Genomic DNA, 24,873 nt, shown 5'->3' with positions numbered 1-24,873 from the left:
AAATAAATGGCCGTTTCGGTTCAGACCGTCGAAAGGCGGGTTGAGAAATCGGCGCAGGCTTTTCGGACGATCAGCGAGGTCGCGACCGAGCTCGACGTGCCTCAGCACGTTCTGCGTTTCTGGGAGAGCAAGTTCACCCAGGTCCGTCCGCTGAAGCGGGGCGGTGGGCGTCGCTATTACCGGCCGGAGGATATCGACCTCCTTCGCCGCATCCGGACGCTGCTCTATGAGGACGGCTACACCATCAAGGGCGTGCAGCGCCTCCTGAAGGAAGGCCGCGGCCGTCTGCCGGCCCAGCGTCTCGACATTGCGGCCGAGAGCGCGCTGGAGAGCCTGCGCATCGTCTCGGCGCGTGCCGAAGCGATGGCCAGCGGTGCCGCCCGGCAGCCGCTGCCGCGCACCGGTCCGCAGCCGTCGACCACCACGCCCCGCGCGGCGGTTCTCGATCTGCACAAGCGCCGTGAGATCGAATCGGTGCTCGAGGATCTCGAACAGGCGTTGACGCAGCTGCGCAGCACTCTGAAGGCACAGCACTAGACTTTCGAGCCACGAGAGCCGCCGGGGGGCGGCTCAAGGGCTTGCAGGTGTTGTGCTGGAAGGCCACCAGATCGGGTGGGCCTTGTAAGAAAGTGTATCAAGTCTCTGATTGTATTTGGTTTCTGGCCTGGCAAGCGTATCGTGCCCGGTGAGGGGTCTCTTGCGGAATCGTCAAAGGGGGACGTGACCGTGCTGGTTAATCGCGATTTCGCGCGCCTGCGTGCGCGCTCATTTGATTTATCTTCTATTAATGACAATGGGTTAGAGGACGAAGCTCCCACTTTGAGGGAGCTGCTCTACCTCCGCCGCGGCCTGACACAGGCGGGCGGCAAGTTGCCTCTGTTCGATCTTGACGGGCAAGACGTGGATATTGCCATCGTCAAGAAATGTCTGAGTCGCGGTTGGGCCAAGCCCTGGTTCGCCAATCCGCTGAAGCCGGACTGGATGGTCTGCCGTCTCACGGAACTGGGGCGGCAGGTCGCGTCCGTGCCGTAGCGATCCAGGCGACGGCTGCAGCCGCGACCAGCAGCAGCCCGGCCAGCAGGAAGGCGGCACCTGGCAATCGGTCGAGGCTCAACGCGAACAACGCCGCAAAAACCCCCGGAGACGCTAGTCCCGCTATGCTGCGCGACGCGGAGTTGGCGCCCTGGAGTTGGCCCTGCTCCGAGGGGCCGACCCGCCGGCTCATCATGTCCTGCAACGCCGGACCCGCGAGGCCCCAGAAAGCCATCACCGGTACGCCGGCCCAGAACCAGGGACCGGTCGGGGCCAGTCCGTAGATGGACATGCCGAGCGCGCCGGCCAGCAGACCGGCAACGAGGGCCAGTCGGGATCCGAGGCGGCCGACGATCGGCCCGACCAGCAGGCCCTGCACGGCGGCGGTACAGATCCCGACGAAGGCCAGGGTCAGGCCGACGGTCGTCTCGCCCCAGCCATATCGGTGGCCGGCATAGAGGACGAAGACCGACGGCAGGACCTGGTGCGCGAAGCTGCCGAGGAAATCGACCACGGCGAGGCCGAGCAGCTGGCGGTGCGAGGCCAGCAGCCTGAGCGATCCCACCGGATTGGCGCGCTTCCAGGAAAAAGGCATTCGCTTTTCCGGCGGCAACGATTCCGGCAACACGAACCAGCCGAACGCCGCGTTGGCGAGGCAGGCGACGGCCGAAACCCAGAAGGGAAGGCGCGGGTCGACGCCGCCCAGCAGACCTCCGATCGCCGGCCCGGCTACGAACCCCAGCCCGAATGCCGTCCCCACCAAGCCGAACGCCTTGGCGCGCTCCACCGGTCTGGTCACGTCGGCGATATAGGCAAACGAGGTGCCGATGGTGGCCGAGGTGATGCCCGAGATCACGCGGCCGACCAGCAGCAAGGCGAGCGACGGCGCCAGAGCCATGAATACATAGTCGAGCCCGAGCCCCAGGCAGGAGATGAGGATAACCGGTCGCCGGCCGTAGCGGTCCGAGAGTGCCCCGAGCAGGGGCGAGCAGAGGAACTGCATGAGGGCCCAGACGGTCGCAAAAACCCCGAACATCTCGGCCGCACCGGCGGTGTCGCCGCCCATGAAGCCCAGCACGATCGTCGGCAGCACCGGGATCATCACCCCGAGCGCGAGCACGTCTAGAGCCACCGTGCAGAAGATGAAAGCGAGCGCGCGACGCGTGTTCATTTCAGTTCCGGCCTGTTGGCTCGCTCCTCGAATGCCGGGGCAATCTACAAGCTCCGCCTGTGAACGCGCGTCACTTTCGCCTGCAGGCTCGCAGCGCCCGAACATGCTGCTTAAAGCTGCAGCGATAGAGCGGTATCTTTTCCGGGTGCTGCAGGAGGGGTTGCGATGTCGTTCAGGTCCATGGTTTCGACGGGGCTCGTCAGCGCGATCGCGCTGATGGCGGCGGTCCTTCCGGCCGATGCCCAGACGACCGCGCCGCGCAAGCAGGTGAAGGTGGCTGCGGTCGACTTCGTTCCTGCCTGGGGAGATCTGGACGGCAACGTCGCCCGTCTGGCCAAGGCGGCCGAAGAGGTGGCGAAGCAGGGCGTCGAGTACGCCGTGTTCCCGGAAACGGCGGTCAGCGGCTATCTGTTCAGCGGGCCTCAGCAACTGGCCCCGTTCGTCGATACGATCCCGGGCAAGGCCACGGCCGCGGTGCTGCCGATCCTGCAGCGCACCGGCATGCACATGAGCGTGGGCATCGCCGAGCGCGATGCGGCCACCGGCCTCGTCTACAACACGGCGGTGCTGATGGGGCCCAACGGCATCGTCGGCAAGTACCGCAAGAACGGCCTGAATCCGCAGGACCAGAAGGTCTTCGCGCCCGGCACCACGGGCGTCGAGGTGTTCGACACGCCGCTGGGGCGCATCGCGCTGCTGATCTGCTACGACGACACCTACTGGCAGTATGCCCGTCTGGCGGCGCTGCGTGGCGCGCAGATCATCGGCTGGCATTCGGTGTCGGACCGCGTGATGCCGGGCACGCCGCCGGCCGAGGCGACCGGCAACCATTCGACGGTCTCGAACGTCCAGTACATGAGCGCGCAGAACGGCGTCTGGGTCGTTGGAGCGACGCGCACCGGCGTCGAGACCAATCCGATCACCGGCGGCAAGCTCTACTACAATGGCGGCTCCAGCATCTGGTCGCCCAAGGGCGAGAAACTGGTGCAGGCGCCGGTGGTAGCGCCGGAGACCCTGCCGCCTGGCCTTGCCGGCATCTATGCGACGACGATCACGCCCGCCGACGCAGATGCCGAGCGCGCCGCAGCGCTGGCGCGTCGGCGTCCCGAACTCTACTCGCCGGTGCTGGCGCTGCATCGCAGTCCGACCGATGCCAATGCCACGGTGACGGTCCGCTCGGTCTCGCTCGCCGCGGCGCAATGGCCGGAGGGACCGTCGCTGCTCTCGTCGGCCCGGCCCGGTCCGGGCGAACTCCTCGTATTGCCGGAACTGTCGGGACTGGCCTCGGGATTGGCCGCGTCGGAGATCAAGAACCGCGCCGAAGCGCGCGGTGGCGACTTCGAGAAGGCGTTGGGCGCGGCGGCCAAGGCGGGTGCCGGCTATGTCGTCGGCAGCTATCCCGAGCGCGAGGGCGACAAGATCTATCACACGGTGGCGCTGGCCGGCCCCGAGGGCACGGTGCTGGGCCGCTATCGCGCGACGCATCTCCCGCCCGCGACGGCGGCATGGGCCAGTCCCGGCGACGGACCGGTCGTCGTCGACACGCCGCTCGGCCGTGTGGGCCTTGCACTCGCCGAGGAACTGCGGGTGCCCGAACTGGGCGGTCTCTACGGTGCCCTGCGCACCGACATCCTGGCGGCCCCGGCGGGGCGCCCGGGCGCCCTTAAGGTGCAGATCGACGCCAAGCTCTTCGCCGTGAGCAATCCGCCGACCGGCCGCGCCGACTTCTTCCCCTATGCCTCGGCCAAGCAGAACCAGCTCTGGCTGGTGAGCGGCGGACGTCGCGCCGGCGAGGCGACGGCGGCCGGAATCTATGGACCCGAGCCGGTCGTCGAGACGCCGACCTTGACGGCGCAGGCGGGCGAGGATGCCGTGCGCTACCGCACGCGCGTGCCGGCACCGGGCAGCTGGATCAACCAGCAGCAGCTCATCACCGGCCAGGTGTCGCTCTATTTCATCCCGATCGTGATGAAGGACGACAGCGACTGCGTGAGGGATTGGCGGGCCAAGGGCACGGGCCCGCTCGCCTGCCGCTAGGCGCGCTTTCGAGCCGATCATGCCAGCCGTTTCCGCAATAGAGGGGGAACGGGTGGGGCCCCTGCGGCCCAATTGTTCGGTAAAATGAATTGGTCGGGGCGACAGGATTTGAACCTGCGACCCCCAGTCCCCCAGACTGATGCGCTACCAGGCTGCGCTACGCCCCGACCGGTGCCGCCGGCTGGTCGGCCCGCGGCACGGGGGCTTTAGCGCGAATGGCAGCGTTGCCGCAAGCCGGCTTGCACGAGGTGCGGCGACAAAGGATACAGGCCCCATGATCGATTCCGGCCGGCGCGTCCTGCTCTTTTCCTCCATCGGCCACGCGCTGATGCACATGATGACGGCATTCTACGCCGTCATCGTCCTGACGCTGGCCATTTCCTGGAACCTGCCGGCCGAGGATCTGCTGCGCCTCTACGCGCCGGCCACGATCCTGCTCGGCGTCGTGTCGCTGCCCGCCGGCTGGGCGTCGGACCGGTTCGGCGCGCCGGCGATGATGGTCGTCATGTTCCTCGGTCTCGGCCTGTCGTCTATCGCCTGCGGTCTCGTGCCGACCGGCGACACGCTGGCGCTGTCGCTCGCGCTGTGCGGCATCGGCGCGTTCGGCGCGTTCTACCATTCCGTCGGCATCGGCTGGGTGATCCGCACGGCCAGGGAACAGGGCCACGCCATGGGCGTGAACGGACTGTGGGGCAGCGCCGGGCTCGCGCTCTACGGCATCGTGCCCGGCGTGCTGATCACGCTGGCCTCGTGGCGGGCGGCGTTCATCGTCCCCGGCATCGTCTGCCTCGTCGTCGGCATCGTCCTCTGGGTGCAGATTCGCCAGGGCAAGGTCGGCGACCGGCCGATGCCGCAAGCCAAGGGAACGCAGGTCGGCCGACGCGACTTCTGGCGCGTTTTCTCGGTGCTGTCCGTCACCATGGCGCTGGAAGGGGTGATCTGGCAGGCGGTGATGTTCGGTGCCGCCATGGTGTTCGAGGTCAAGCTGGCGCCCGAGATCTCGGCGCTGCGCGACGGACTCGCCTCGTGGGGCGTCGCCACCCAGATCGTGCTGTGGGTCGGCCTGGCCACCTCGATGATCTACGTCGTCTCCGGGGTGGCGCAGTATGCGATGGGTCGGCGCATCATCGATCGCTATCCCCTCAAGGCGACCTATGTCATCGCCTCGGCGCTGCAGGTGATCGCCATGCTCGCGCTGGCCATGGGCAACGGCTATGTCGCCCTGCTGGGTGCCATCGGCTCGGCGGTGCTGAGTTCGGCGGCCGGTCCGATCGAGAACATCCTGATCGCCCGGTACACGCCCAGCCGCTATCACGGGCTCGGTTTCGGCGCCAAGTTCGTGGTGGCGTTCGGAGCAGGACCGCTGGCGATCCTGCTGATCGCCTGGGTCCGCGAGACGACGGGAAGCCTGGAACTACTGTTCCTTGGCCTCGCCGTCACCTCGGTCGTGATCACGCTGGTGGCGCTGCTGCTGCCCGGCAACGAGCGCGATGCGTCGTTGCCGGTACCGCAGCCGGCGCCGGCTGAATAGCTTCCGGCTACTTCGAGCCGCGCGCCGCCTTGAAGGCTGGCCGCGACAGGCAGCGGTCGAGCCAGGCGTTCACGTTGGGGAAGGGCGAGAAGTCGAACTTGATCGGCTTGGCCCAGCTCAGGATCGACGCGAGGTTGAGATCGGCCACCGTGAAGGTCGAGCCCAGCAGGTAGTCGCGTCCCTCGAGCGCCCCGTTCAGCACCGCCAGCGGCTTGGGCAGCATCTTCTGCGCCTCGGCGACGGCCTCCGGCTTGCGCTTGTCCGGCGGGGTCATGAACATGTCGATCAGGATGGTGAGCAGGGGCTTCTCGAGTTCCGTCATGCCCCAGTAGCTCCACTGGTTGCACAGCGCCTGGTCCTCGAGGCTCGACGGCATGAACCCGTCCTTGCCGTGCTTGGCCGCGAGATAGAGGTTGATCGCCATCGACTCGAACAGCTTGAAGTCGCCGTCGACCATCGCCGGCACCTTGCCGTTCGGATTGACCTTGAGATAGTCGGGGTTCTTCAGGTCCTTCATCTCGACCGCAATGTGCTCGTACGGAATGCCGAGCTCGTGCACGATCCAGAGAGCGCGCGCCGCACGCGAGGCCGTCGGGCCGTAAATCTTGATGGTCACGTCGTATTCTCCCCCAAATTCCCAAGGTCGGGGCGGACGATAATGCAGCGTCCGGTGGCGGTCTAATCCTCTATTCGGCGAGCCCGTATTCGGCGCCGACATAGCCGTCCCGGTGGCCGAAGCGTTCGACCATCACCGTCGCGAGGTCCTTCTCCGGGCCGGCGATCCAGCCTCCGGCCCGAACGGCGTAACCTGAGGGCGAGGCGGCAGCGCGCGGCGGCTGACCCTGCTGCAGCGCGCGGGCCGCGGCCATGACCAGCTTGCGGAATTCGACGATTCCGACGTCGGTGGGCCCGAGATGTTCCCGGGTGCGATCCTGGACAGGCCCCTGGCTGTCCTGGATCGCGGCGTCCTGGTCCGACACGCCGCTGATGCCGGTGTAGCTCAGCGTCTTCTGCAGCTCGCGGTCGATCATGTAGTCGTTCCGCATGTTGCGCTTCGGCACATAGTGTTCGTCGATCTCGGCATGCAGGCTGAGGCCGGACGCATACTTGGCGCGCTCGGCGTTGGTCAGGGGCCGGTCGGGCACCCAGCTGTAGGTGTAGATCCAGCAGCTGGTGTCATCGACCGGCACCCAGGTCTGCCCGTGATAGACCTCGCCCGGAAAGGCAACCGGCACCAGCGCGTGATTGGGCGCCAGATACTGCGCGATTCGCCAGTAGAGATCGGTCGTGTCGGTCTTGCGTCCTGCCGCGATGACGAGCCCCGCGTCGTGACTCTGGATCCGGAACTTCGGACGCGGATCCTCCGTCACCCAGCGGCTGCGATCGGCGAGGCCGCCTTCCTGGCCGATGGCCGAGGTCTTGCGCAGGATGTCGAGCCGCGTCGCCTCGTCCTTCGTCGGGATGGCATGGAGGAACGAGAAGTGCGCGGTGTCGATGGCGCCCTCGAGGCTCTGCACCCAGTTGCAGTCCTGCCACTTCTTGGAGACGAAGCGATGGCCGGCGGGGACCAGGCCAAGCTCGAGCTGCGGCAGTTCCGGCATGTGCTCGCGCGGTCCCATGTAGACCCAGACCATGTCGGCCCATTCGCGCACCGGATAGGACAGGAGCCTGATCGTGTTCTTGTAGGTCGATTCCGGCGGCGAAGTCGGCAGGTCGACGCAGTTGCCGTCGATGTCGAACTTCCAGCCATGGAAGGCGCAGCGCAGCCCGCAATCCTCGTTGCGTCCGAAATAGAGATTGGCGCCGCGATGCGGACAGTGCGGTTCGACGATGCCGACCCGCCCGTCGGTCTGGCGGAAGGCGAGGAGGTCCTCGCCCATGACGCGGATCTTCTTCGGCGGTCCGTCGCGCTCGGGCAACTCCTCCGAAAGCAGGGCGGGCATCCAGAAGCGGCGCAGCAGATCGCCCATCGGCGTGCCGGGACTGCTCTGTGTCAGGAATGCGTTGTCAGCAGGGGAGAGCATCAGTCACCCAATCCGTACTGGTTGCCGATATAGCCGCGATCGTGACCGAAACGTTCGGTCATGACGGTCGCGAGATCCTTGTCCGGCGCGGCGATCCAGCCGCCGGAGCGCACGGCGTAGCGGCTGGCCTTGTGGGCCGCCGCCGGCGGCTCGCCCGCGGCGAGGCGACGCGCCGTGCCCATCACGAGCTTCCGGAACTCCACGATGCCGATGTCGGTCGGGCCGAGATGCTCCCGGGTCCGGTCCTGGATCGGTCCCTGGCTGTCCTGGATGGCGGCATCCTGCTCGGACACGCCGGTGATGCCGGTGAAGTTCTCGGTGAGCTGGACGCTGCGGTCGCGCAGATAGTCGTTGTCCTTGTTGCGCAACGGCTTGTAGTCCGCGTCGACCTCGGAATGGACGTTGAAGCCGCCGCGAAACTTGGCGCGTTCGGAATTGCTCAACGGCCGGTCGGGTTGCCAGCAATAGGTATAGATCCAGCAGTTGACGTCATCGACCGGCACCCACGTCTGCCCGTAGTAGATCTCGCCGGGAAAGGCGGCCGGCGTGTAGGCGTGGCTGGGCATGAGGAACTGGGCGATGCGCCAGTAGAGTTCGGGTCCGTCGGTCTTGCGGCCACCTGCGATCACCAGGCCGGTGTCGTGGCCCAGCACGCTGAAGCGGGGGCGCGGGTCGTTCTGGACCCAGCGCACGCGATCGTCGGGCTTGGCCTGGTCGCTTAGCGCAGCCCGGCTCATGGCGCGGCGCGCGGCCTCGTCGTCGGTCGCCAGAACCTTGTGCAGGAAGGAGAAGTGCGAGGTGTCGATCGCGCCCTCGAGGCTCTGCACCCAATTGCAGTCCTGCCATTTCTTGGTGACGAAGCGATGACCGGCGGGAACGAGCCCCAGCTCGAGTTGCGGCAGTTCCGGCATCGTCTCGCGTGGGCCCATGTAGACCCAGATCATGTCGGCCCATTCGCGCGTCGGGTAGGCCTGCAGCCTGATCCTGTCCTTGTAGCCCGAGTCCGGCGGCGAGGTCGGCAGGTCGACGCAGTTGCCGTCGACGTCGAACTTCCAGCCGTGGAAGGAGCAGCGCAGGCCGCACTGCTCGTTGCGGCCATAGTAGAGATTGGCGCCACGATGCGGGCAATGCGGTTCGACGATGCCGACCCGCCCGTCGGTCTGCCGGAAGGCCAGCAGATCCTCGCCGAGCAGCCTGATCTTCTTCGGCGGCCCGTCGCGCTCCGGCAGTTCCTCGCAAAGCAGCGCCGGCATCCAGAAGCGCCGCAACATCTCGCCCATCGGCGTGCCCTTGCCGGCACGGGTCAGGAACTCGTTGTCCTCCTTGCTGAGCATTTCCTTCCTCTTTTCATTGGCTTGTCGCCTTGGCCAGAGCCTGATCCAGATCGGCGATGATGTCTGCAACCGATTCGATGCCGATCGACAGGCGCAGCACGTCGGGGCCCGCGCCGGCCGCGACACGCTGCTCCTCGGAAAGCTGACGGTGGGTGGTGGAGGCGGGATGGATGATCAGGCTCTTGGCGTCCCCGATGTTGGCGAGGTGCGAAAACAACTCGACGCTGTCGACCACCTTCATGCCGACGTCGTAGCCACCCTTCACGCCGAAGGTGAAGATCGAGCCCGCGCCCTTGGGCAGGTATTTCTTCGCCAGCGCATGGTACCTGTTGGAGGGCAGGCCGGCATAGTTCACCCAGGCCACGGCGGGATGCGTCTCGAGGTGCTTCGCGACGGCCAACGCATTGGCGCAGTGGCGCTCCATGCGGAGGCCCAGCGTCTCCATCCCGAGCATGGTCAGCCAGGCGTTGAACGGCGCCTGCGTCGGGCCGAGATCGCGCAGGCCGACAGCATGGCTGTGGAACGTGTAGGCCATGTCGCCGAACGTCTCGTAGAAATTGAGCCCGTGATAGGCGGGCTCCGGTCCGGCGAGGCTGGGGAACCGGCCGCCCCGCGACCAGTCGAACTTGCCCGAATCGACGATCGCGCCGCCCATGGAGGTGCCCGTGCCGCTCAGGAACTTGGTGGTGGAATGCACGACCAGCGTGGCGCCGTGGTCGATGGGCCTGCACAGGTACGGAGTGGCCAGCGTGTTGTCGACCAGCAGTGGCACGCCCGCATCCTCTGCGATGCGCGCGATGGCCTCGATGTCGCTGATCACGCCGCCTGGGTTGGCGAGGCTCTCGATGAAGAAGGCCCGGGTCTTGTCGGTGACGGCACGCTTGAAATTGTCCGGCGTGTCGGCGTCGACGATCTTCGCCGTCCAGCCGAACTTCGGATAGGTGTTCTTCATCTGCTGCAGCGAACCGCCATAGAGGCGCGACGCCGCGACGATCTCCGCGCCGGGGCTCATCAGCGGGAAGAGGGCGAGGACCTGCGCGGCGTGGCCCGACGAGGCCACGGTGCAGCCACGACCGCCCTCCAGCGTCGCCAGCCTGGTCTCCAGCGCGGCGTTCGTGGGATTGGTCAGTCGGGAATAGATGAAGCCGACGGTCTGGAGGTTGAACAGGGCCGCGGCATGGTCGGCATCGTCGAACACATAGGCGGTCGTCTGATAGATCGGCAGGGCACGCGCGCCGGTCGTGGGGTCGGGCGCCGCCCCGGCATGCAGCGACAGTGTTTCGAAGCCATATGTCTTGTCGCTCACATTCGTCTCCATTCATTTCTTGTCGGCAGGGAGCCTACGACAGGTGGTCGTGCCTTTGCAGGCGCCGACAGTTCCGTATGGCGCAAGCGTTATGGGCGGCAAGGCGGCTCGAACGTGCGGATTCCGCGGCCGACACCGGGGCAGCGGAGTCGACGGTGCACTGCTTATTTTACGGGCAGCTTCTTCAGCCCAGCCGAATTCACGTCGATTCCATCAGCGTACCTGCGGGCGAAAGCCAGCATTCTCCGTGGTTGCGGGAGTCGCGCGGTATCTGCAGATGCACACATTGCAGACACCATGTTTCGTTTCGGCCAGCGGGGGCCGTCAGTACCGCGTCAGCTTGGCGTAAGTATCGGCGGATACGGTCTTGCGTGTGATTCGCGACGCCCTCTGTCGCGGCACAGCGTAAAGATTACAGGGAGCGAAACGCCGTGGAACGGTTTCTGACCAAGGACTTCCTGTCCGGGTTGATGTTTGTCGCCTTCGGTCTGGGCGCTCTCTATGTCGGGCAGCATCTTGCCGTGGGTACCCCGGTTCGGATGGGGCCCGGCTATGTGCCGCGAATGCTGTCGCTCATCCTGCTGGCTCTCGGCGTGGTGATCTGCATCGTCGCCGTGGTGAGCGGCAGCGAGCCGGTGGAACGGCCGAAGTGGAAACCGATCACTTTGGTGACGCTCGGCATCGTCTGCTTCGCACTTCTCTTCGAGCGTGCGGGGCTGATCCCGGCGCTGATCGTGCTGATCCTGATCTCGTCGCTGGCCGGTGAGGAGTTCAAGCTCACCGAGGTCATCGGCAACATCGTCGTTCTGTCGATCCTCTGCACGGTCGTCTTCAAGATGGGTCTCGGGATGAACATCTCTGTCGTGCAGGGGATTTGGTAACATGGATCTCCTCGGCAACCTCGGATTGGGCATAACCGTCGCCTTCACCTTCCAGAACCTGACCTACGCCTTGCTGGGCTGCATGGTCGGCACGTTGATCGGCGTTCTGCCCGGCATCGGTCCGGTGGCGACCATCGCCATGCTGCTGCCCATCACCTTCCACCTGCCGCCGACCGCCTCGCTGATCATGCTCGCGGGCATCTACTATGGCGCGCAGTACGGAGGGTCGACGACGTCGATTCTCGTGAACCTGCCGGGTGAGGCGTCATCGGTCGTCACCTGTCTCGACGGCTACCAGATGGCGCGGAAGGGACGCGCGGGTGCGGCACTCTCGATCTCGGCCGTCGGCTCGTTCTTCGCGGGCACCGTCGGCACGATCATCATCGTCATCTTCGCCGAACCGCTGACGCGCATGGCGCAGAAATTCGGCCCGGCCGACTACTGCTCGCTGATGGCCCTGGGCCTGGTCGCGGCGGTGGTTCTGGCCAGCGGTTCGATCACCAAGGCGATCGCAATGGTGTTCCTCGGGCTGCTGTTCGGCCTGGTTGGCACCGACGTCAACACCGGCGCCCAGCGCTTCACCTTCGACGTTCCGGAACTGAGCGACGGCATCGACTTCGCGCCGATCGCCATGGGCCTGTTCGGCATCGCCGAGATCGTGGTGAACCTGGAGAAACATCTTGAACGCGGGGGGGCGATCAAAGTCGGATCGCTGTGGCCCACACGCGAAGAGATTCGGCGCGCCACGCCTGCGATCCTGCGCGGGACCATTCTGGGCTCCCTGCTGGGCGTGCTGCCCGGCGGCGGTCCGACCCTCGGCGCCTTCTCGGCCTACACGCTGGAGAAGAAGCTCTCCAAGACTCCCGGTGAGTTCGGCAAGGGCGCGGTCGAGGGCGTCGCCGCGCCCGAGGCGGCCAACAATGCCGCTGCGCAGACCTCGTTCATCCCGATGCTCACCTTGGGCATCCCGTCCAACGCCGTCATGGCGTTGATGGTCGGAGCCATGATCATCCAGGGCATCCAGCCTGGCCCCGAGGTCATGACCAAGAAGCCGGACCTGTTCTGGGGCATGATCGTCTCGATGTGGATCGGCAACGCCATGCTGGTGATCATCAACCTGCCGATGATCGGCATGTGGGTGAAGCTGCTGACCGTGCCGTACCGCTATCTGGCGCCGGCCATCCTGCTCTTCTGCTGCATCGGTGCGTACAGTCTGCAGAACAGCACGTTCCACGTCATGCAGGTCGCCGCCTTCGGTGTGCTGGGCTACATCTTCGTCCGCCTGGGCTGCGAGGGCGCACCGTTCCTGCTGGGTCTGGTTCTCGGACCGCAGATGGAGGAATACTTCCGGCGCGCCATGCTGCTCTCGCGCGGCGACGCCATGGTCTTCCTCGAGCGTCCAATCAGTCTGGGCCTGCTCATAACGACGGCGCTGCTGCTGATCCTGATGGCGCTGCCGAGCATCAAGAAAGCCCGAGAGGAGGCCTTCCAGGAGGAAGGCTGACCCTCAGCGGGAGAACACGATACATGCCGGGCTGCCGACCCTCGTCCGCAGCCTGGTAGAGGCCAACAGGCCGTTTCGGCCGACCTTGTAGGCGATGATCGAATCGCCTCCCTGGTTGGCGACGTAGAGGAAGCGCTCCGCCGGATCGAAGGCGAAGAAGCGCGGCACGCTTCCTCGTGTCGGCACCCACTGACGCGGCGTCAGCGTACCCTTTGCCGGATCGATCCCGAAGACGCCGATACTGTCGTGCCCGCGGTTCGAGACATAGGCGTTGCGCCCGCTCCCATCGACCCAGATTTCCGCACCGGTGCTGTAGCCGGTGAACTCCGGCGGCGTCGACGGTACGGTCTGAAGTGGCGCCAGAGCGCCGCTCGCAGTTTCCTGGCGGTAGGTTGTTATCGTCGAATCGAGTTCGTTGATAACGTAGGCAAAGGGCCGGCGCGGGTGAAAGTCGATGTGGCGCGGTCCGGCGCCGGGGCGTGCTGCGACACGACTGGTTTCGACCAGGACGCCGCGCCTTGCATCGAGCCGGTAGCCGATCACGCAATCGGAACCCTTGCAGGGCAGGTAAAAGGTCTTGCCCGCACGATCGAGCGGATTGTGATGCGGGCGCACGTTCCTTTGCTCGATGCGGTGCGGCCCCAGCGGCGCCTTGACCGCGGTGAGGGTGGAATAGGGCGCGAGGCTGCCGTCCTTCGCGATCGGCAGCGCGGCGAGCGAATCGGAGCCGTAGTTGCTTACGATCAGGAAGCGTTGCCTGGCATCGAAGGCGAGGTGGATCGGATTGTATCCGCCGGTTGGCTGACGGTTCAGGACGGTAAGTCGCCCGGTCTCCCGGTCCACCGTATAGGAGGTCGCCTCGCTGCGATCGCCATGCACGGAGTAGAGGCGGGTGCCTTCGTCGTTCAAAGCCAGGAAAGAAGGGTTCTCGAGCCCGTCTAGATGCTGCACGTGCCGGAGAGCCCCGCTGCGGGGATCGACGCGATAGACGTTGATGCCGTTGCCGTGGCCGTTGCGCTCCGGAGAAGTGTAGCTGCCGACGTAGGCGAACAAGGGAAGTGGTTTCATTCTCCCATAGTCGGCGCCGGACGGCTGCGAGGTCAACGCGCGTTCGAGACGATCAGGATGACACCCGCCATGACGAGGATGATGCCGGTCAGTTCCCGGCGGTTCGTCCGTTCGTGGAAGATGCGGCGCGAGACGAAATAGCTGAATACGACTTCGATCAGGATCAGGGTTCGGACCTGCGAGGCCGGCGCGAGTGCCAGTGCCGTCACGTTGGCCAATGACGCCGAGGCGCCGGCGACCCCGGCGAAGATCGAGACGCGCCACTGACGCAGTGCAGCCAGGACGATCGTCGGCTTGCGCGCCAGCAGCCACGCGGTGAGGAGTGCCGCCTGCAGGAACTGGCTCCAGAACAGGGTCTCCGCGGCGGCCAGGAAGGGCGACCCGGTGTGGAGCGCGAGGTTGGCGCCGCGATAGCCGACGACGGAGATGGCGAAGGCCGATCCGGAGGCGAGACCGTAGAGGGCCGCCGGATCCGCCCAGCGGCTCTTCGCGCCATCGAGAGCTGGCGGGCGCGGCGACAGCAGCATGACACCCAACGTCGCCACGACGATGGCGGCGATCGCCAGCCCCGATATCGTCTCGCCGAGGAAAACGACGGAGAAGAGCGCCACCTGGATGACCTCGCTCTTGGAGTAGACGAGGCCGATCGCGAAGCTGCGTTCCTCCATGGCGCGCAACAAGAGTGCCGTGCCCGACATCTGGCTCAGCGCCGCGACCACGACCCAGCCACCGAACGTCCAGGTGAGGGTTGGGTGGGGAAATCCGCCGACAACGAGCACGAGACAAAGCCACACGGCCAGAACGGGCATGCCGTAGAGGAACCGGACGAGGGTCGCGCCGAGCGTTCCCAACTCGGCCGTGAGGTGACGCTGCGCGGTGTTGCGGACGGTCTGAGCCCCGGCGGCGAAAACGGTGAGCGGAATCCAGATCCAGGGTAGCGAAATCATTTCTCCGCTTCTCGACAGCGTTGCCGTTTGACCGCGTCGAAGGATTGACCATAGGATCGCGGCAATCGGTCATCGACCGCACAAGAATTTTCGGGAGCGAACACCATGGCATCCATCGATTCACGTCGCGCGAGTCGTCGTCAAGTTCTGAAAGGCGCGGGGGCCATGGTCGCTGCCGGCTTGGTCGGCGCACCCGCCATCAGCAAGGCGCAGACTGGCGCGATCAAGATCGGTGTGCCGACGATCCTGTCAGGCCGCGTCGCGATCCTCGGCCAGACGAGCGTCGGCGGCCTAAAGGTGGTGTTCGACAAGTTCAATGAAGCTGGCGGCATCAACGGCCGCAAGATCGAGATGGTGGTGCGCGATTCCAAGGGTGCGCCGCAGGAAGCCGCCAAGGTGACACGCGATCTCGTCAACAACGACAAGTGCGAGATCATCCTCGATGCCGAGGCCTCCAGCGGCGCTTTCGCCGTGCAGGAGGTCATCCGCGAGATGGGGGTGCTCTGCATCCACTCCAATTCGGAGACCTCGTCCCTGACGGCCGATCCCAAGCTGCACGTCCCGACCGCGTTCCGGACGGCCCGCCAGGGCATTCACGACGCGATCGGCGGCGGCGATTACGCGGCGAAGATCGCCAAGGCCAAGGGTCTGAAGAAGTGGGCGACATGCTCGCCGGACTACGCCTATGGCCGCTCGAACACCGCGGAGTTCATGGAGTATGCCAAGCACTTCGACGGCAACATCCAGGTGGTCGAGGAGTCCTGGCCCAAACTGTTCCAGCCGGACTACACCGAGGTCGTGACCAAGCTGCTCAACGCCAAGGCCGATGCGATGTATTCGGCGCTGTGGGGCGGCGATCTCGTCGCCTTCATCGACCAGGCCAACCTCTACGGCCTGTTCGACAAGCAGGCGTCGTTCATGGTGAACCTCGGCGACTACGGCGTCGTCGACCAGGTGAAGCAGTTCCCCCAGGGCGTCTATTCGGGCGGCCGCTACAACCGCACGGTGCCGGCCACCAAGGAAAACGAGGAGTGGTACCAGAACTACGTCAAGACGCAGAAGCACAAGCCCACCAACTGGTCGTGGGAGAACGCCGTCGCCGCCGAGTTCATCGTCGAGGCATTGAAGAAGACCAACGGCGACACCAACGGAAAGAAGATGGCGGAGGCCATCAAGGGCATGACGCTCAAGAGCCAGTTCGGCACCAAGGGAACGGTGACGATGCGCGCCGAGGACAACACGCTGGTCGACTACATCATCGGCTACGGTGTCTCGCAGTCCAAGGAACCCTACGTGAGCGACTTCCAGGCCTCTGCCTGGGAGCCGATCTTCGAACTCGAGAAGCAGTGGAAGAAGAAGCAGGGCTATATCTCCTGACCGGCCCCGGCTTTCGAGTAGGATAATCAGGTGGATCTCGACGCGTTGTTACGCTGCGTCGGGACGACGTCTTGCGTCGTCACGCAGCTCACCAGCGGCATGATCATCGGCATGCTGCTGTTCCTGATCGCGTCGGGCGTGACGCTGATCTTCGGCGTTCTGAACGTCATCAACTTCGCACACGGCTCGCTCTACATGATCGGGGCGTACGCGGCCTGGACCTTCTACCAGCTGACCGGGAGCTACTTCGTCTCCGCCCTGGGGGCGGCGGTGGCGGTCGGCGTGCTGGGAATCCTGTTCGAGCGCGTCCTGATGAGCAAGGTGTACGGCTCCAACGTGCTAATGCAGCTGTTGGTCTGCTATGCCGTCGTGCTGATCTCGGACGATCTCATCAAGATCATCTGGGGGCCGGTGCCGCTGTCGATGGGCATGCCGCCCGAGTTCAGGCTGCCGCCGATCCGCTTCATGGGCGGGGTCATTCCGCCGTTCTATCTCTTCATGATCCTGGCGGCCATGGCGATCGGGCTGCTGCTGTGGCTGGTGATCGTGCGCACGCGCTTCGGCAGCATCGTGCGGGCGGCGGCGATCAACGGGCCGATGGTGTCGGCGCTGGGCATCCGCGTGAATCTCTACTACGCCGCCGTGTTCGGCATCGGTAGCGCCCTGGCGGGTGCTGCGGGTGCCCTTGCCGCACCGGTGCGCTCGCTGACGCCGGGCATGGGATTCTCGATCCTGATCGAGTCGTTCATCGTGACGGTGATCGGCGGCATGGGATCGATCGTCGGCGCCTTCGTGGCCTCGATCATCATCGGTCTCACGCGCTCCTTCGGCAGCATCGGCTTCCCGCTGTTCGTCGACGGGGTGATGTTCCTGATCATGGCGCTGGTCCTGATCTTCAAGCCCAGCGGCCTGTTCGGCCGCCCACATCGGTAGGCGGCCATGGTCGGACGTTGGCGCGATCTCGGCCTGGCCGTGCTGGGGCTCATGCTGCTGCTGCTGGTGCCGGTGTTTGGTGCACCCCCGGCAATCCGCGACTTCATCATGTTCGGCATGGCCTACGGCCTGCTGGCCATGTCGCTCAACCTGCTGATCGGCTACACCGGGCTGGTGTCCTTCGGGCACGCGATGTTCTTCGCGGCCGGCGCCTATGCCTTCGGACTCGCCATGCAGTCGGGCAAGTTCTCGATCCCCGGCGCCTTCGTGCTGGCGATCGCCTTCACGGCAACGATGGCGCTGATCGTGGGCGCGATCTGCGTGCGGCTGAACGAGATCTACTTCGCGTTCCTCACGCTCGCCTTCCAGATGCTGTTCTACAACATCATCCTCGGATGGGTGTCCTTCACGGGCGGAGACCAGGGGCTGATGGGCGGCATCCCGCGGCCGAAGTTCCTCGGCATCGATCTGGCCGACCGGACACAGCTCTACATCTTCTGTTCCATCGCCTTCATCGTCTGCATCGCGATCCTTCGCCAGATCGTGACGTCGCCCTTCGGCTACACGCTGCGCATGATCCGCGACAACCAGGAGCGCGCGGCGTTCCTCGGCATCAACGTGCCGCTGGTGAAGCTCGCCTGCTTCGTGATCTCCGCCTGCATCGCGGGCGTGGGCGGGATCCTGCTCACCCTGTTCGTGTCCGGCGCCTATCCCAACTTCGGCTTCTGGACCACGTCCGGCGAGGCGATCTTCATGATCCTCCTGGGCGGGTCGAACGTCTTCCTGGGGCCGCTCGTCGGCACTGTCATCCTGCGCCTGCTGAACGACATCACGGTGAGCTACACCAGCCATACGGAACTGGTGCTGGGCATCGTGATCCTCGTCCTCGTGCTCGGGCTGCGCAAAGGCCCGCTCGATCTGCTGGCCGAGCGCTGGGAGAACCGCCGCCAGGCCGCCGCTCAGGCGGTGCGCGATGCCGCCGACAAGGACGCGGGGAAGGGCGGCACCTGATGCTCAAGCTCGAGAACCTCAAGAAGTCCTTCGGCGGCGTGGCGGCGACGCGCGACGTGACGCTGGACTTCGCCAACGGGTCGCTGAGCGCCATCATCGGTCCCAACGGCGCCGGAAAGACGACTCTGTTCAACCTGATCACCGGCCGCTTCCCGCCCGACTCCGGCCGTATCCTGCTGGCCGGCGAGAATATCGCGGGCCTGTCGCAGCGCCGGATCGTGCGGCTGGGCATCGGCCGCGCCTTCCAGGTCGCCAGCCTGTTCCCGACTCTCACCGTCGCGGAAGCCCTGGCGGCGGCGGCGCAGGCCCATCAGCACCGCGAGACCGTCCTGCGGTCGCCATTCCCGATCGCCGCCACCACGCGGCAGGGTGAGGAGATTATGGAGCTGCTGGGCCTTACGCGGGTTGCGGGGATCCTCAGTCGCAACTTGAGCCACGGCGACCAGAAGCTGCTGGACATCGGCCTGGCACTGGCGCTGGAGCCGAAGGTGCTTCTGCTCGACGAGCCGACGGCCGGCATGGGACCGGAAGAGCGCTGGCGCATGATCGAGACGGTGCAGCGCCTGTGGAGGGCGCGGGGCATGACCCTGATCTTCATCGAGCACGACATGGACATCGTCTTCAAGGTCGCCCAGACGGTGCGCGTCCTGTCCTACGGTGCGGTGCTGGCGGAAGGCACGCCGGACGAAGTGCGTACCAACTCCAAGGTGATCGAGGCCTATCTCGGCAAGTCGGCGCACGGAGCTGCCGCATGAGCGCAGCCGAGATCCTGCGCGTCGAGGATATAGACGTTTTCTACGGCGCCAGCCAGATCCTGTTCGGCGTCTCGTTCGGGGTGGAAAAGGGCCAGTCGCTGGCGCTGCTGGGACGCAATGGCGCGGGCAAGAGCACGACGATGAAGGCCATCATCGGCATCGCGCAGGCCAAGCGCGGTACCGTCTCCGTGCGGGGCACGCAGGTGCAGAAGTTCACGCCCGATCGCATTGCCCGCGAAGGGGTGGGGTTCGTGCCCGAGGACCGGCAGATCTTTCCGGAGCATTCGGTCGAGGACAATCTCAAGATCGCGATCAAGCCGGGCGTCGGCGGCAGGGTCGACTGGACGCTGGAGAAGATCTACGACGTCTTCCCGATCCTGGCCTCGATGAAGGGGCGCATGGGCGGGCGGCTGTCCGGCGGCGAGCAGCAGATGCTCACCATCGCGCGGACCCTCATGGGCAATCCCGACGTGGTCCTACTCGACGAGCCGAGCGAGGGGCTGGCACCGATCATCGTCGAGAAGATCGGCGAGCTGATCCAGCGGCTGCGCGACATGGGGACGACCCTGATCGTGGCGGAGCAGAACATGCACTTCTGCCTCGACATCGCCAGCCATGTCGCGGTGATCGACAAGGGCCACATCGTCTATCGCGGCTCGATCGACGAGCTGCGCGCGAACGACGACGTGAAGAAGCGCTACCTGGCGGTCTGAAGCACCACGCGCAGCCCGGGCTTCGCATCCTCCAGGCGGATCGCGAGGCCGTGCAGGCCAGCGATCGCCTTCACCATGGCGAGGCCGAGGCCGCTGCCGGATGTCGAACGGCTGCGGTCGAGGCGGTAGAAGCGATCGAAAACCTTGTCGTGCTCGGGCGCGGGGATGCCCGGCCCGTTGTCGGCCACTTCGATCTCGAATCCGTCGGCCTGGCGACGCAGCGCGAGGCGAACCTTCGTACCTTCGGGCGTGTGGCGCAGCGCGTTTTCCAGCAGGTTCGACACCAGCTGGGCGATCAGTTGCCGGTCGCCGGTCAGGGCTGCGCCGGGTTCGACCTGCACCTCCAGCGCATGGTGCGAGTCCTCGGCCACCGGCTCGTAGGTCTCGCCCAGGCTCTTGAGCAGCGCGGAGACGTCGAACGGCGCGAAGGCGCTCTTCTGCGCGCCGGCCTCGACCTGCGCGATGCGCAGCAGGGCCGAGAAAGTCTCCAGCAGCGCGTCGGCTTCCTCGATGGCGGCCTCGGTGGCGGCGCTGTAGTCGGCGGTCGTGGTCGCCCGCTCGCGCGCATCTTCGAGATGCTGACGCAGGCGGCCGAGCGGCGTGCGCAGATCGTGGGCGATGTCGCTCGAGACCTGCCTCAGCCCGTCCATGAGCTGCTGGATGCGCGCCAGCATGGCGTTCAAGCTGGCGACGAGCTGGTCGATCTCGTCATGTGTGCCGCGCTCGGGAATGCGGGCCGCAAGGTCGCCCTCCATGATGGCGCGGCTGGTGCGGGTGATGGTGTCGATGCGGCGCAGGAAGTTCGTGCCGAGCAACGCGCCGCCGGCGATGGCGAGGAGCAGGGTGAGGCCGCCGGACCAGGCAAAGGCACGGATGATGGCGCGCTGCATGTCGACCAGCCGGTTGGCATCCTGCGCCACCAGCAGGAACGAGCCGTCGGGCAGCGTCAGGCCGAAGCCCGTCAGTTTGGGGCGCTCGCCACTGCCGTCGACGGGCTCCGGCAGGTCGGTCTGGGGTTCGAAATCGACGGCGCCGTTGACCGGCGGCATCCCGGGGAGGTTGCCGACGACCACCCGGCGGTTGGGTGCCTGCAGCAGGTAGAAGATGGGTCCCCTGGTCCGGAAGTTGATGCGCCGCGTGATCTGTTCGGCCAGCCCGGCAAGACCCGTGCGGCGGTGCACCTCGGCGAGCTGGTAGGCCTCTGAGCGCAGAACCGCCGCCATGTCGTTCTGCATCGCCGCGGTGGCCGTCCAGTAGACGGAGACGAAAAGCACGGCCGCCGACAGGATGAACAGCACGGCATAGAGCAGGGGCAGGCGAAAGCTCGCCGAGCGCAGGATCCTAGTCAGGCGCGCGGATGACATAACCTGCCCCCCTGATCGTATGGAGCAGGGGCTTGTCGAAGCCCTTGTCGATCTTCGAGCGGAGACGGCTGATGTGCGTCTCGACGATGTTGGTCTTGGGATCGAAATGGAAATCCCAGACCTTCTCCAGCAGCATGGTGCGCGTCACCACCTCGCCGGCATGGCGCAGCAGATATTCGAGGACCTTGAATTCCTGGGCCAGCAGTTCGATGCGCTTGCCGGCGCGGGTGACGGTGCGGGCCAGCAGGTCCATCTCCAGGTCGCCGACGACCAGCGATGTGGTGGCCACGATCGGTGGACGCCGCGACAGGGCGCCGATGCGCGCCCGCAGTTCGGCGAAGGCGAAAGGCTTGGTGAGGTAGTCGTCGCCCCCGGCCTCCAGCCCGGCGACCCGGTCATCGACGCCGCCCATGGTGGTGAGGAACAGGACCGGTGCTTTCATACCGGAGGCGCGCGCCGCCTTGACCAGCGACAGCCCGTCCATCTGCGGCAGCATGCGGTCGACGATCAGCACGTCGTATTTCTCGCCGGTGGCGAGGTACAGGCCGTCGCGCCCGTTGTCGGCATGGTCGACCACGTGGCCGTGCTCGCGCAGGCCCTTGGCGATGTAGTCGGCGGTCTGTTTGTCGTCTTCAACGAGGAGGATCTTCACGGCGCCCGTCTATCCCGGCGCCGGCCCCCGGCGCAACGTTCCCCAACTATACAAACATTCAATATTGCGGCCATCCGGGCGCTACAGGCCACCCCCCATATTCCGCTCACCCCCCAAGGAGGAGGCTGTAGCTATCATGACCAAGACCAAGTCCCGTATCCTGACTGCCCTGGCGCTCACCACCGCCCTGACGGCGCCTGCCCTGATCGCCCCGATGTTCACCGCCCCCGCGGCCATCGCCGGCCAGACCATGCCCGTTCAGGATTTCTCGGATCTGGCCGCCAAGGTGACCCCCGCGGTCGTCAACGTCGCCGTGACCATGAAGGCCGGTGCGGACGACGGCGACGAGACCCGCATGTCGGACTCGCAGCAGAAGCAGATGGAAGAGTTCATGAAGCGCTTCTCGGAGCGTTTCGGCCAGCCGATGCAGCCGGGTCGCCCGGACGGCAAGGGCCGCCCACAGTCGAAGGAGAAGGCCCAGGCCGTCGGCACCGGCTTCATCATCGACGCGAAGGGCGTGATCGTCACCAACTATCACGTCGTCGGCAAGGCAGACTCGATCACGATCACCATGGCGGACGGCACCAAGTTGCCGGCCAAGATGATGGGCGGCGACGAGAAGACCGACCTGGCCGTGCTGAAGGTCGAGAGCGACAAGCCGCTGCCGTACGTCTCGTTCGGCGACGCCTCCAAGGTGCGCGTCGGCCAGCCGGTGATGGCGGTGGGCAACCCGTTCGGCCTCGGCGGCACCGTGACCACGGGCATCGTGTCGGCGCGCGGCCGTGACATCCATTCCGGCCCGTTCGACGACTATATCCAGACCGATGCCGCCATCAACCGCGGCAACTCGGGCGGCCCGCTGTTCGACATGGACGGCAACGTGATCGGCATCAACACGGCCATCTACTCGCCGACCGGCGGCAGCATCGGCCTGGGTTTTGCCATCCCGTCCTCGCTGGCGCAGCCGGTGGTGGCGGAGCTGAAGGACAGCGGCCGGGTCGAGCGCGGCCTGCTCGGTGTCCAGATCCAGCCGGTGTCGAAGGAGATCGCCGAGAGCCTCTCGCTCAAGAGCGAGAAGGGCGCCTTGGTGGCGATGGTCCAGCCGGACAGCGCGGCGCTCGCGGCCGGTGTCCAGTCGGGTGACGTGATCGTGAGCGTCGACGGCAAGAAGGTCGACGGCATCAAGGAACTGACCCGCACGATCTCCGCGGTCAAGCCGGGCACCTCGGTGAAGCTGGGTGTGTGGCGCGACGGCAAGGAGATGAGCCTCACCGCCAAGGTCGGCGGCCAGAAGGACGACGCGATCGTCAAGGCCAGCGCCGACGGCAAGCCCGCCGCGAAGGCGGAGCCGATGGCCTACGGTGTCTCGCTGGCGCCGCTCTCCCCGGAGGCGCGCAAGCAGCTCGGCCTCGACGGTGACGTGAAGGGTGTGGTCGTGGCCACGGTCGAGCCGGGCAGCCCGGCCGACGACCAGGGCCTCAAGGCCGGCGACATCCTCCAGCAGGTCGGCAAGGACGCCGTCGACAGCCCGAAGATGGCCGTCGAGAAGCTCAAGGAAGCCAAGACCACCGGCAAGCCGGTGCTGATGAAGGTGTTTCGAGAGGGGATGACCCGCTTTGTCGCTGTCTCTCCCCGGGCGGCCTAGCAAACCTCTCGATCGGTCGGAGCCCCAGGGCTCCGACCGTAACCTTCTTCTCAAGCGTAGCGTGACGTCTTCGAGGTTGAAGCAGAGCCATTATCATTCCCCGGATGGCCGAGCGAACCTCAGCAAGAGGCCGGCGGTGGCCCCACCATCGCCGGCTTTCTTGCAACCGACGCCTTCTCTCAGGGGGGCCGCGCCATTCCCGGCAAAGACCGGGAAGACGCGATCATGAGGGGGAGCGGGAGGTCTGCAGCCTGTGTGTGGCAGTGCTGCGGATCTCCCCACCCCCTCAGGTGCCGGCCTGGAGGGCCGGCATCACTTCCTTGGCGAGCAGGTCGACCGAGCGCGCCGATTCCTCGAACGTCAAGTCGCCGAAGGCCAGGCGGAAAAGGCAGTAGTTGATGCCGGAGGTCTCGTTGTCGCGCCTGAGCCGGTCGCGCACGGTTGCAGGTGAGCCTGCCACGATATAGCCCGCCTCGAGGGCGTTCTCGAATTCGGCGGGGATCATCTGGCGGGGGAGGCCCACGCCATGGGCGCGCCACAGGTGGATGAGCGCGTCGTACCAGAGCGCGAACGCTCGCTTGGCTGCTGACCGTGCCTCCAGATCGGTATCGCCCACCACGACATGGCGGCTCAGCCCGATCAGCGGCATGTCGGCTTCGGCCCGGCCCAGCGCCTTCCAGGCCGCGCGATAGCGGGTCGAGAACTGCCCAACGCCTTCGGCGCTCATCCCGACCACTGCGTTGCAGCCCTGTTGCGCCAGGCGATCGGCGCTCTCGAGCGAGTTGGCGCCGTACCAGAGCGGCGGGTGCGGCTGCTGGACCGGTCGCATCTCTATCGGCACGTCCGTGAAGGTGAAGTACTTCCCCTCGTGTTGGAGCCGCCGCTCCGTCAGTCCCTTCAGCAGTACTGTCAGCGCTTCGGCAAAGCGCTCCGCGCCGGTGGCCGGGTCGACGCCGAAGTAGCCGACCTCGTAAGGCGAGATGCCGCGCCCGACACCGAGTTCCAGCCGACCTCCGCTCATCTGGTCGAGCATGCAGATCTCGTCGATCAGACGCAGGGGGTGATAGAGGTTGACCGTGTAGACCAGTGGCCCGAAGCGCAGGGTCTTCGTGCGCTGGGCGACTGCGGCGAGAAAGACGCTGGGTGAGGGGGCCATGCCGAGTGGCGTCGCGTGATGTTCTGCCAGGTGATAGGCGTGAAAGCCCGCACGCTCGTAGAGCTCGATAAGCTTCAGCCTGTCGTCGAACTGCCGCCCGAGATCGGGACCGGCACGGTCCATATGATCGAAGACGCCGAACTTCATGGTCGTTTCCTTCGCTTTCAAGTCTTGGTGCGACGCGGACCGGCGACTCCCAGGAGAGCGCGCAGCCGTGGCTTTTCTCGCACGCCACGTTGTTGCGCGGCGCCGATCTTCAAGGATCAGTCGAGCAAATCGCCGGTTCGTCGGCATGTCCCAGGCTGCCCGAAAGATTGTCTTCGCGCCGGTCAGCGCGACAGCCGAAGCCCGAAAGTGAATGTCGCTCGCAGGACGTGCCATAGACCTGGAGCGTGATGGCGACCCGGCGAGTGAACGGCGAGCGGTTCACGC

Annotated in this window: 22 protein-coding genes and 1 tRNA gene; 12 read left to right on the top strand and 11 right to left on the bottom strand. The window is 66.0% G+C overall.

Annotation, left to right across the window (positions count from 1 at the left end):
• Positions 1–6 precede the first annotated feature (6 nt).
• Positions 7–537, top strand: coding sequence for a MerR family transcriptional regulator (locus tag LJ725_RS02250; RefSeq protein WP_068193965.1), 531 nt, complete (start codon positions 7–9; stop codon positions 535–537).
• 183 nt (positions 538–720) lie between these two features.
• Entirely contained in the window at positions 721–1,032 is a 312-nt protein-coding gene (locus LJ725_RS02245) for a hypothetical protein (protein WP_230548990.1), read from the top strand.
• Here LJ725_RS02245 and LJ725_RS02240 read toward each other — a convergent pair.
• Positions 995–2,203, bottom strand: a complete 1,209-nt coding sequence (locus LJ725_RS02240) for a TCR/Tet family MFS transporter (protein WP_230548989.1) — start codon at positions 2,201–2,203, stop codon at positions 995–997. The two genes, LJ725_RS02245 and LJ725_RS02240, sit on opposite strands and share 38 nt — an antisense overlap.
• 165 nt (positions 2,204–2,368) lie before the next feature.
• On the opposite strand from LJ725_RS02240, the gene LJ725_RS02235 reads away from it, so the two are divergent.
• Entirely contained in the window at positions 2,369–4,240 is a 1,872-nt protein-coding gene (locus LJ725_RS02235) for a nitrilase-related carbon-nitrogen hydrolase (RefSeq protein ID WP_230548988.1), read from the top strand.
• Between the two features lie 90 nt (positions 4,241–4,330).
• Here LJ725_RS02235 and LJ725_RS02230 read toward each other — a convergent pair.
• A tRNA-Pro gene (locus tag LJ725_RS02230) sits at positions 4,331–4,407 on the bottom strand.
• Between the two features lie 107 nt (positions 4,408–4,514).
• Here LJ725_RS02230 and LJ725_RS02225 point away from each other — a divergent pair.
• The gene (locus LJ725_RS02225; RefSeq protein ID WP_230548987.1) at positions 4,515–5,771 is read left to right on the top strand and encodes an MFS transporter; all 1,257 of its coding nucleotides are present in this window, start codon (positions 4,515–4,517) and stop codon (positions 5,769–5,771) included.
• Positions 5,772–5,778: 7 nt separating this feature from the next.
• Here the strand turns inward: LJ725_RS02225 and LJ725_RS02220 are convergent, their stop codons facing one another.
• The 4 genes from LJ725_RS02220 to LJ725_RS02205 all read right to left on the bottom strand — a co-directional run bounded on the left by LJ725_RS02220 (position 5,779) and on the right by LJ725_RS02205 (position 10,435).
• Positions 5,779–6,387, bottom strand: coding sequence for a glutathione S-transferase family protein (locus LJ725_RS02220; protein WP_230548986.1), 609 nt, complete (start codon positions 6,385–6,387; stop codon positions 5,779–5,781).
• 70 nt (positions 6,388–6,457) lie between these two features.
• Positions 6,458–7,795 carry a Rieske 2Fe-2S domain-containing protein gene (locus tag LJ725_RS02215; RefSeq protein ID WP_230548985.1) on the bottom strand — a complete coding sequence of 446 codons (1,338 nt, stop codon included), beginning with the start codon at positions 7,793–7,795 and terminating at the stop codon, positions 6,458–6,460.
• The gene (locus LJ725_RS02210; RefSeq protein WP_230548984.1) at positions 7,795–9,129 is read right to left on the bottom strand and encodes a Rieske 2Fe-2S domain-containing protein; all 1,335 of its coding nucleotides are present in this window, start codon (positions 9,127–9,129) and stop codon (positions 7,795–7,797) included. Before LJ725_RS02210 ends, LJ725_RS02215 begins: the two co-directional genes overlap by 1 nt.
• A 13-nt stretch (positions 9,130–9,142) precedes the next feature.
• Positions 9,143–10,435 (bottom strand): O-acetylhomoserine aminocarboxypropyltransferase, encoded by a 1,293-nt coding sequence (locus LJ725_RS02205; RefSeq protein ID WP_230548983.1) that lies wholly within the window; start codon positions 10,433–10,435, stop codon positions 9,143–9,145.
• A 431-nt stretch (positions 10,436–10,866) separates the two neighbouring features.
• Between LJ725_RS02205 and LJ725_RS02200 the strand changes: the two genes are divergently transcribed.
• Positions 10,867–11,316 carry a tripartite tricarboxylate transporter TctB family protein gene (locus LJ725_RS02200; RefSeq protein ID WP_230548982.1) on the top strand — a complete coding sequence of 150 codons (450 nt, stop codon included), beginning with the start codon at positions 10,867–10,869 and terminating at the stop codon, positions 11,314–11,316.
• Between the two features lies 1 nt (position 11,317).
• Complete coding sequence (locus LJ725_RS02195) at positions 11,318–12,820, top strand: tripartite tricarboxylate transporter permease (protein ID WP_230548981.1); 1,503 nt, start codon at positions 11,318–11,320, stop codon at positions 12,818–12,820.
• A gap of 3 nt (positions 12,821–12,823) precedes the next feature.
• On the opposite strand, the gene LJ725_RS02190 is transcribed toward LJ725_RS02195, so the two are convergent.
• Positions 12,824–13,888, bottom strand: coding sequence for a lactonase family protein (locus LJ725_RS02190; RefSeq protein WP_230548980.1), 1,065 nt, complete (start codon positions 13,886–13,888; stop codon positions 12,824–12,826).
• 32 nt (positions 13,889–13,920) lie between these two features.
• Positions 13,921–14,835 (bottom strand): DMT family transporter, encoded by a 915-nt coding sequence (locus LJ725_RS02185; RefSeq protein WP_230548979.1) that lies wholly within the window; start codon positions 14,833–14,835, stop codon positions 13,921–13,923.
• 105 nt (positions 14,836–14,940) lie between these two features.
• Here LJ725_RS02185 and LJ725_RS02180 point away from each other — a divergent pair, with 105 nt between their 5' ends.
• From LJ725_RS02180 to LJ725_RS02160, 5 genes are read left to right on the top strand one after another with little or no spacing between them, the layout of a single operon-like run.
• Positions 14,941–16,212 (top strand): ABC transporter substrate-binding protein, encoded by a 1,272-nt coding sequence (locus LJ725_RS02180; RefSeq protein WP_268990371.1) that lies wholly within the window; start codon positions 14,941–14,943, stop codon positions 16,210–16,212.
• Between the two features lie 30 nt (positions 16,213–16,242).
• Entirely contained in the window at positions 16,243–17,145 is a 903-nt protein-coding gene (locus tag LJ725_RS02175) for a branched-chain amino acid ABC transporter permease (RefSeq protein WP_230548977.1), read from the top strand.
• Positions 17,146–17,151: 6 nt separating this feature from the next.
• On the top strand, positions 17,152–18,156 hold the full coding sequence (locus LJ725_RS02170; RefSeq protein ID WP_230548976.1) for a branched-chain amino acid ABC transporter permease: 1,005 nt from the start codon (positions 17,152–17,154) through the stop codon (positions 18,154–18,156).
• The gene (locus LJ725_RS02165) at positions 18,156–18,911 is read left to right on the top strand and encodes an ABC transporter ATP-binding protein (RefSeq protein ID WP_230548975.1); all 756 of its coding nucleotides are present in this window, start codon (positions 18,156–18,158) and stop codon (positions 18,909–18,911) included. The genes LJ725_RS02170 and LJ725_RS02165 overlap by 1 nt, the downstream gene beginning before the upstream one ends.
• On the top strand, positions 18,908–19,624 hold the full coding sequence (locus LJ725_RS02160) for an ABC transporter ATP-binding protein (protein ID WP_230548974.1): 717 nt from the start codon (positions 18,908–18,910) through the stop codon (positions 19,622–19,624). The genes LJ725_RS02165 and LJ725_RS02160 overlap by 4 nt, the downstream gene beginning before the upstream one ends.
• Here LJ725_RS02160 and LJ725_RS02155 read toward each other — a convergent pair.
• Positions 19,609–20,988, bottom strand: a complete 1,380-nt coding sequence (locus tag LJ725_RS02155) for a sensor histidine kinase (protein ID WP_230548973.1) — start codon at positions 20,986–20,988, stop codon at positions 19,609–19,611. The two genes, LJ725_RS02160 and LJ725_RS02155, sit on opposite strands and share 16 nt — an antisense overlap.
• The gene (locus tag LJ725_RS02150; protein ID WP_230548972.1) at positions 20,966–21,640 is read right to left on the bottom strand and encodes a winged helix-turn-helix domain-containing protein; all 675 of its coding nucleotides are present in this window, start codon (positions 21,638–21,640) and stop codon (positions 20,966–20,968) included. Before LJ725_RS02150 ends, LJ725_RS02155 begins: the two co-directional genes overlap by 23 nt.
• A gap of 136 nt (positions 21,641–21,776) precedes the next feature.
• Here LJ725_RS02150 and LJ725_RS02145 point away from each other — a divergent pair, with 136 nt between their 5' ends.
• The gene (locus LJ725_RS02145) at positions 21,777–23,285 is read left to right on the top strand and encodes a DegQ family serine endoprotease (protein WP_230548971.1); all 1,509 of its coding nucleotides are present in this window, start codon (positions 21,777–21,779) and stop codon (positions 23,283–23,285) included.
• A gap of 286 nt (positions 23,286–23,571) precedes the next feature.
• Here the strand turns inward: LJ725_RS02145 and LJ725_RS02140 are convergent, their stop codons facing one another.
• Positions 23,572–24,588, bottom strand: a complete 1,017-nt coding sequence (locus tag LJ725_RS02140; RefSeq protein ID WP_230548970.1) for an LLM class flavin-dependent oxidoreductase — start codon at positions 24,586–24,588, stop codon at positions 23,572–23,574.
• Between the last annotated feature and the right edge of the window lie 285 nt (positions 24,589–24,873).

Origin of the sequence: Reyranella aquatilis (assembly GCF_020880995.1) — a bacterium.
Taxonomy (GTDB): Bacteria; Pseudomonadota; Alphaproteobacteria; order Reyranellales; family Reyranellaceae; genus Reyranella; species Reyranella aquatilis.
This window is presented reverse-complemented; position numbering and strand designations above follow the sequence as displayed.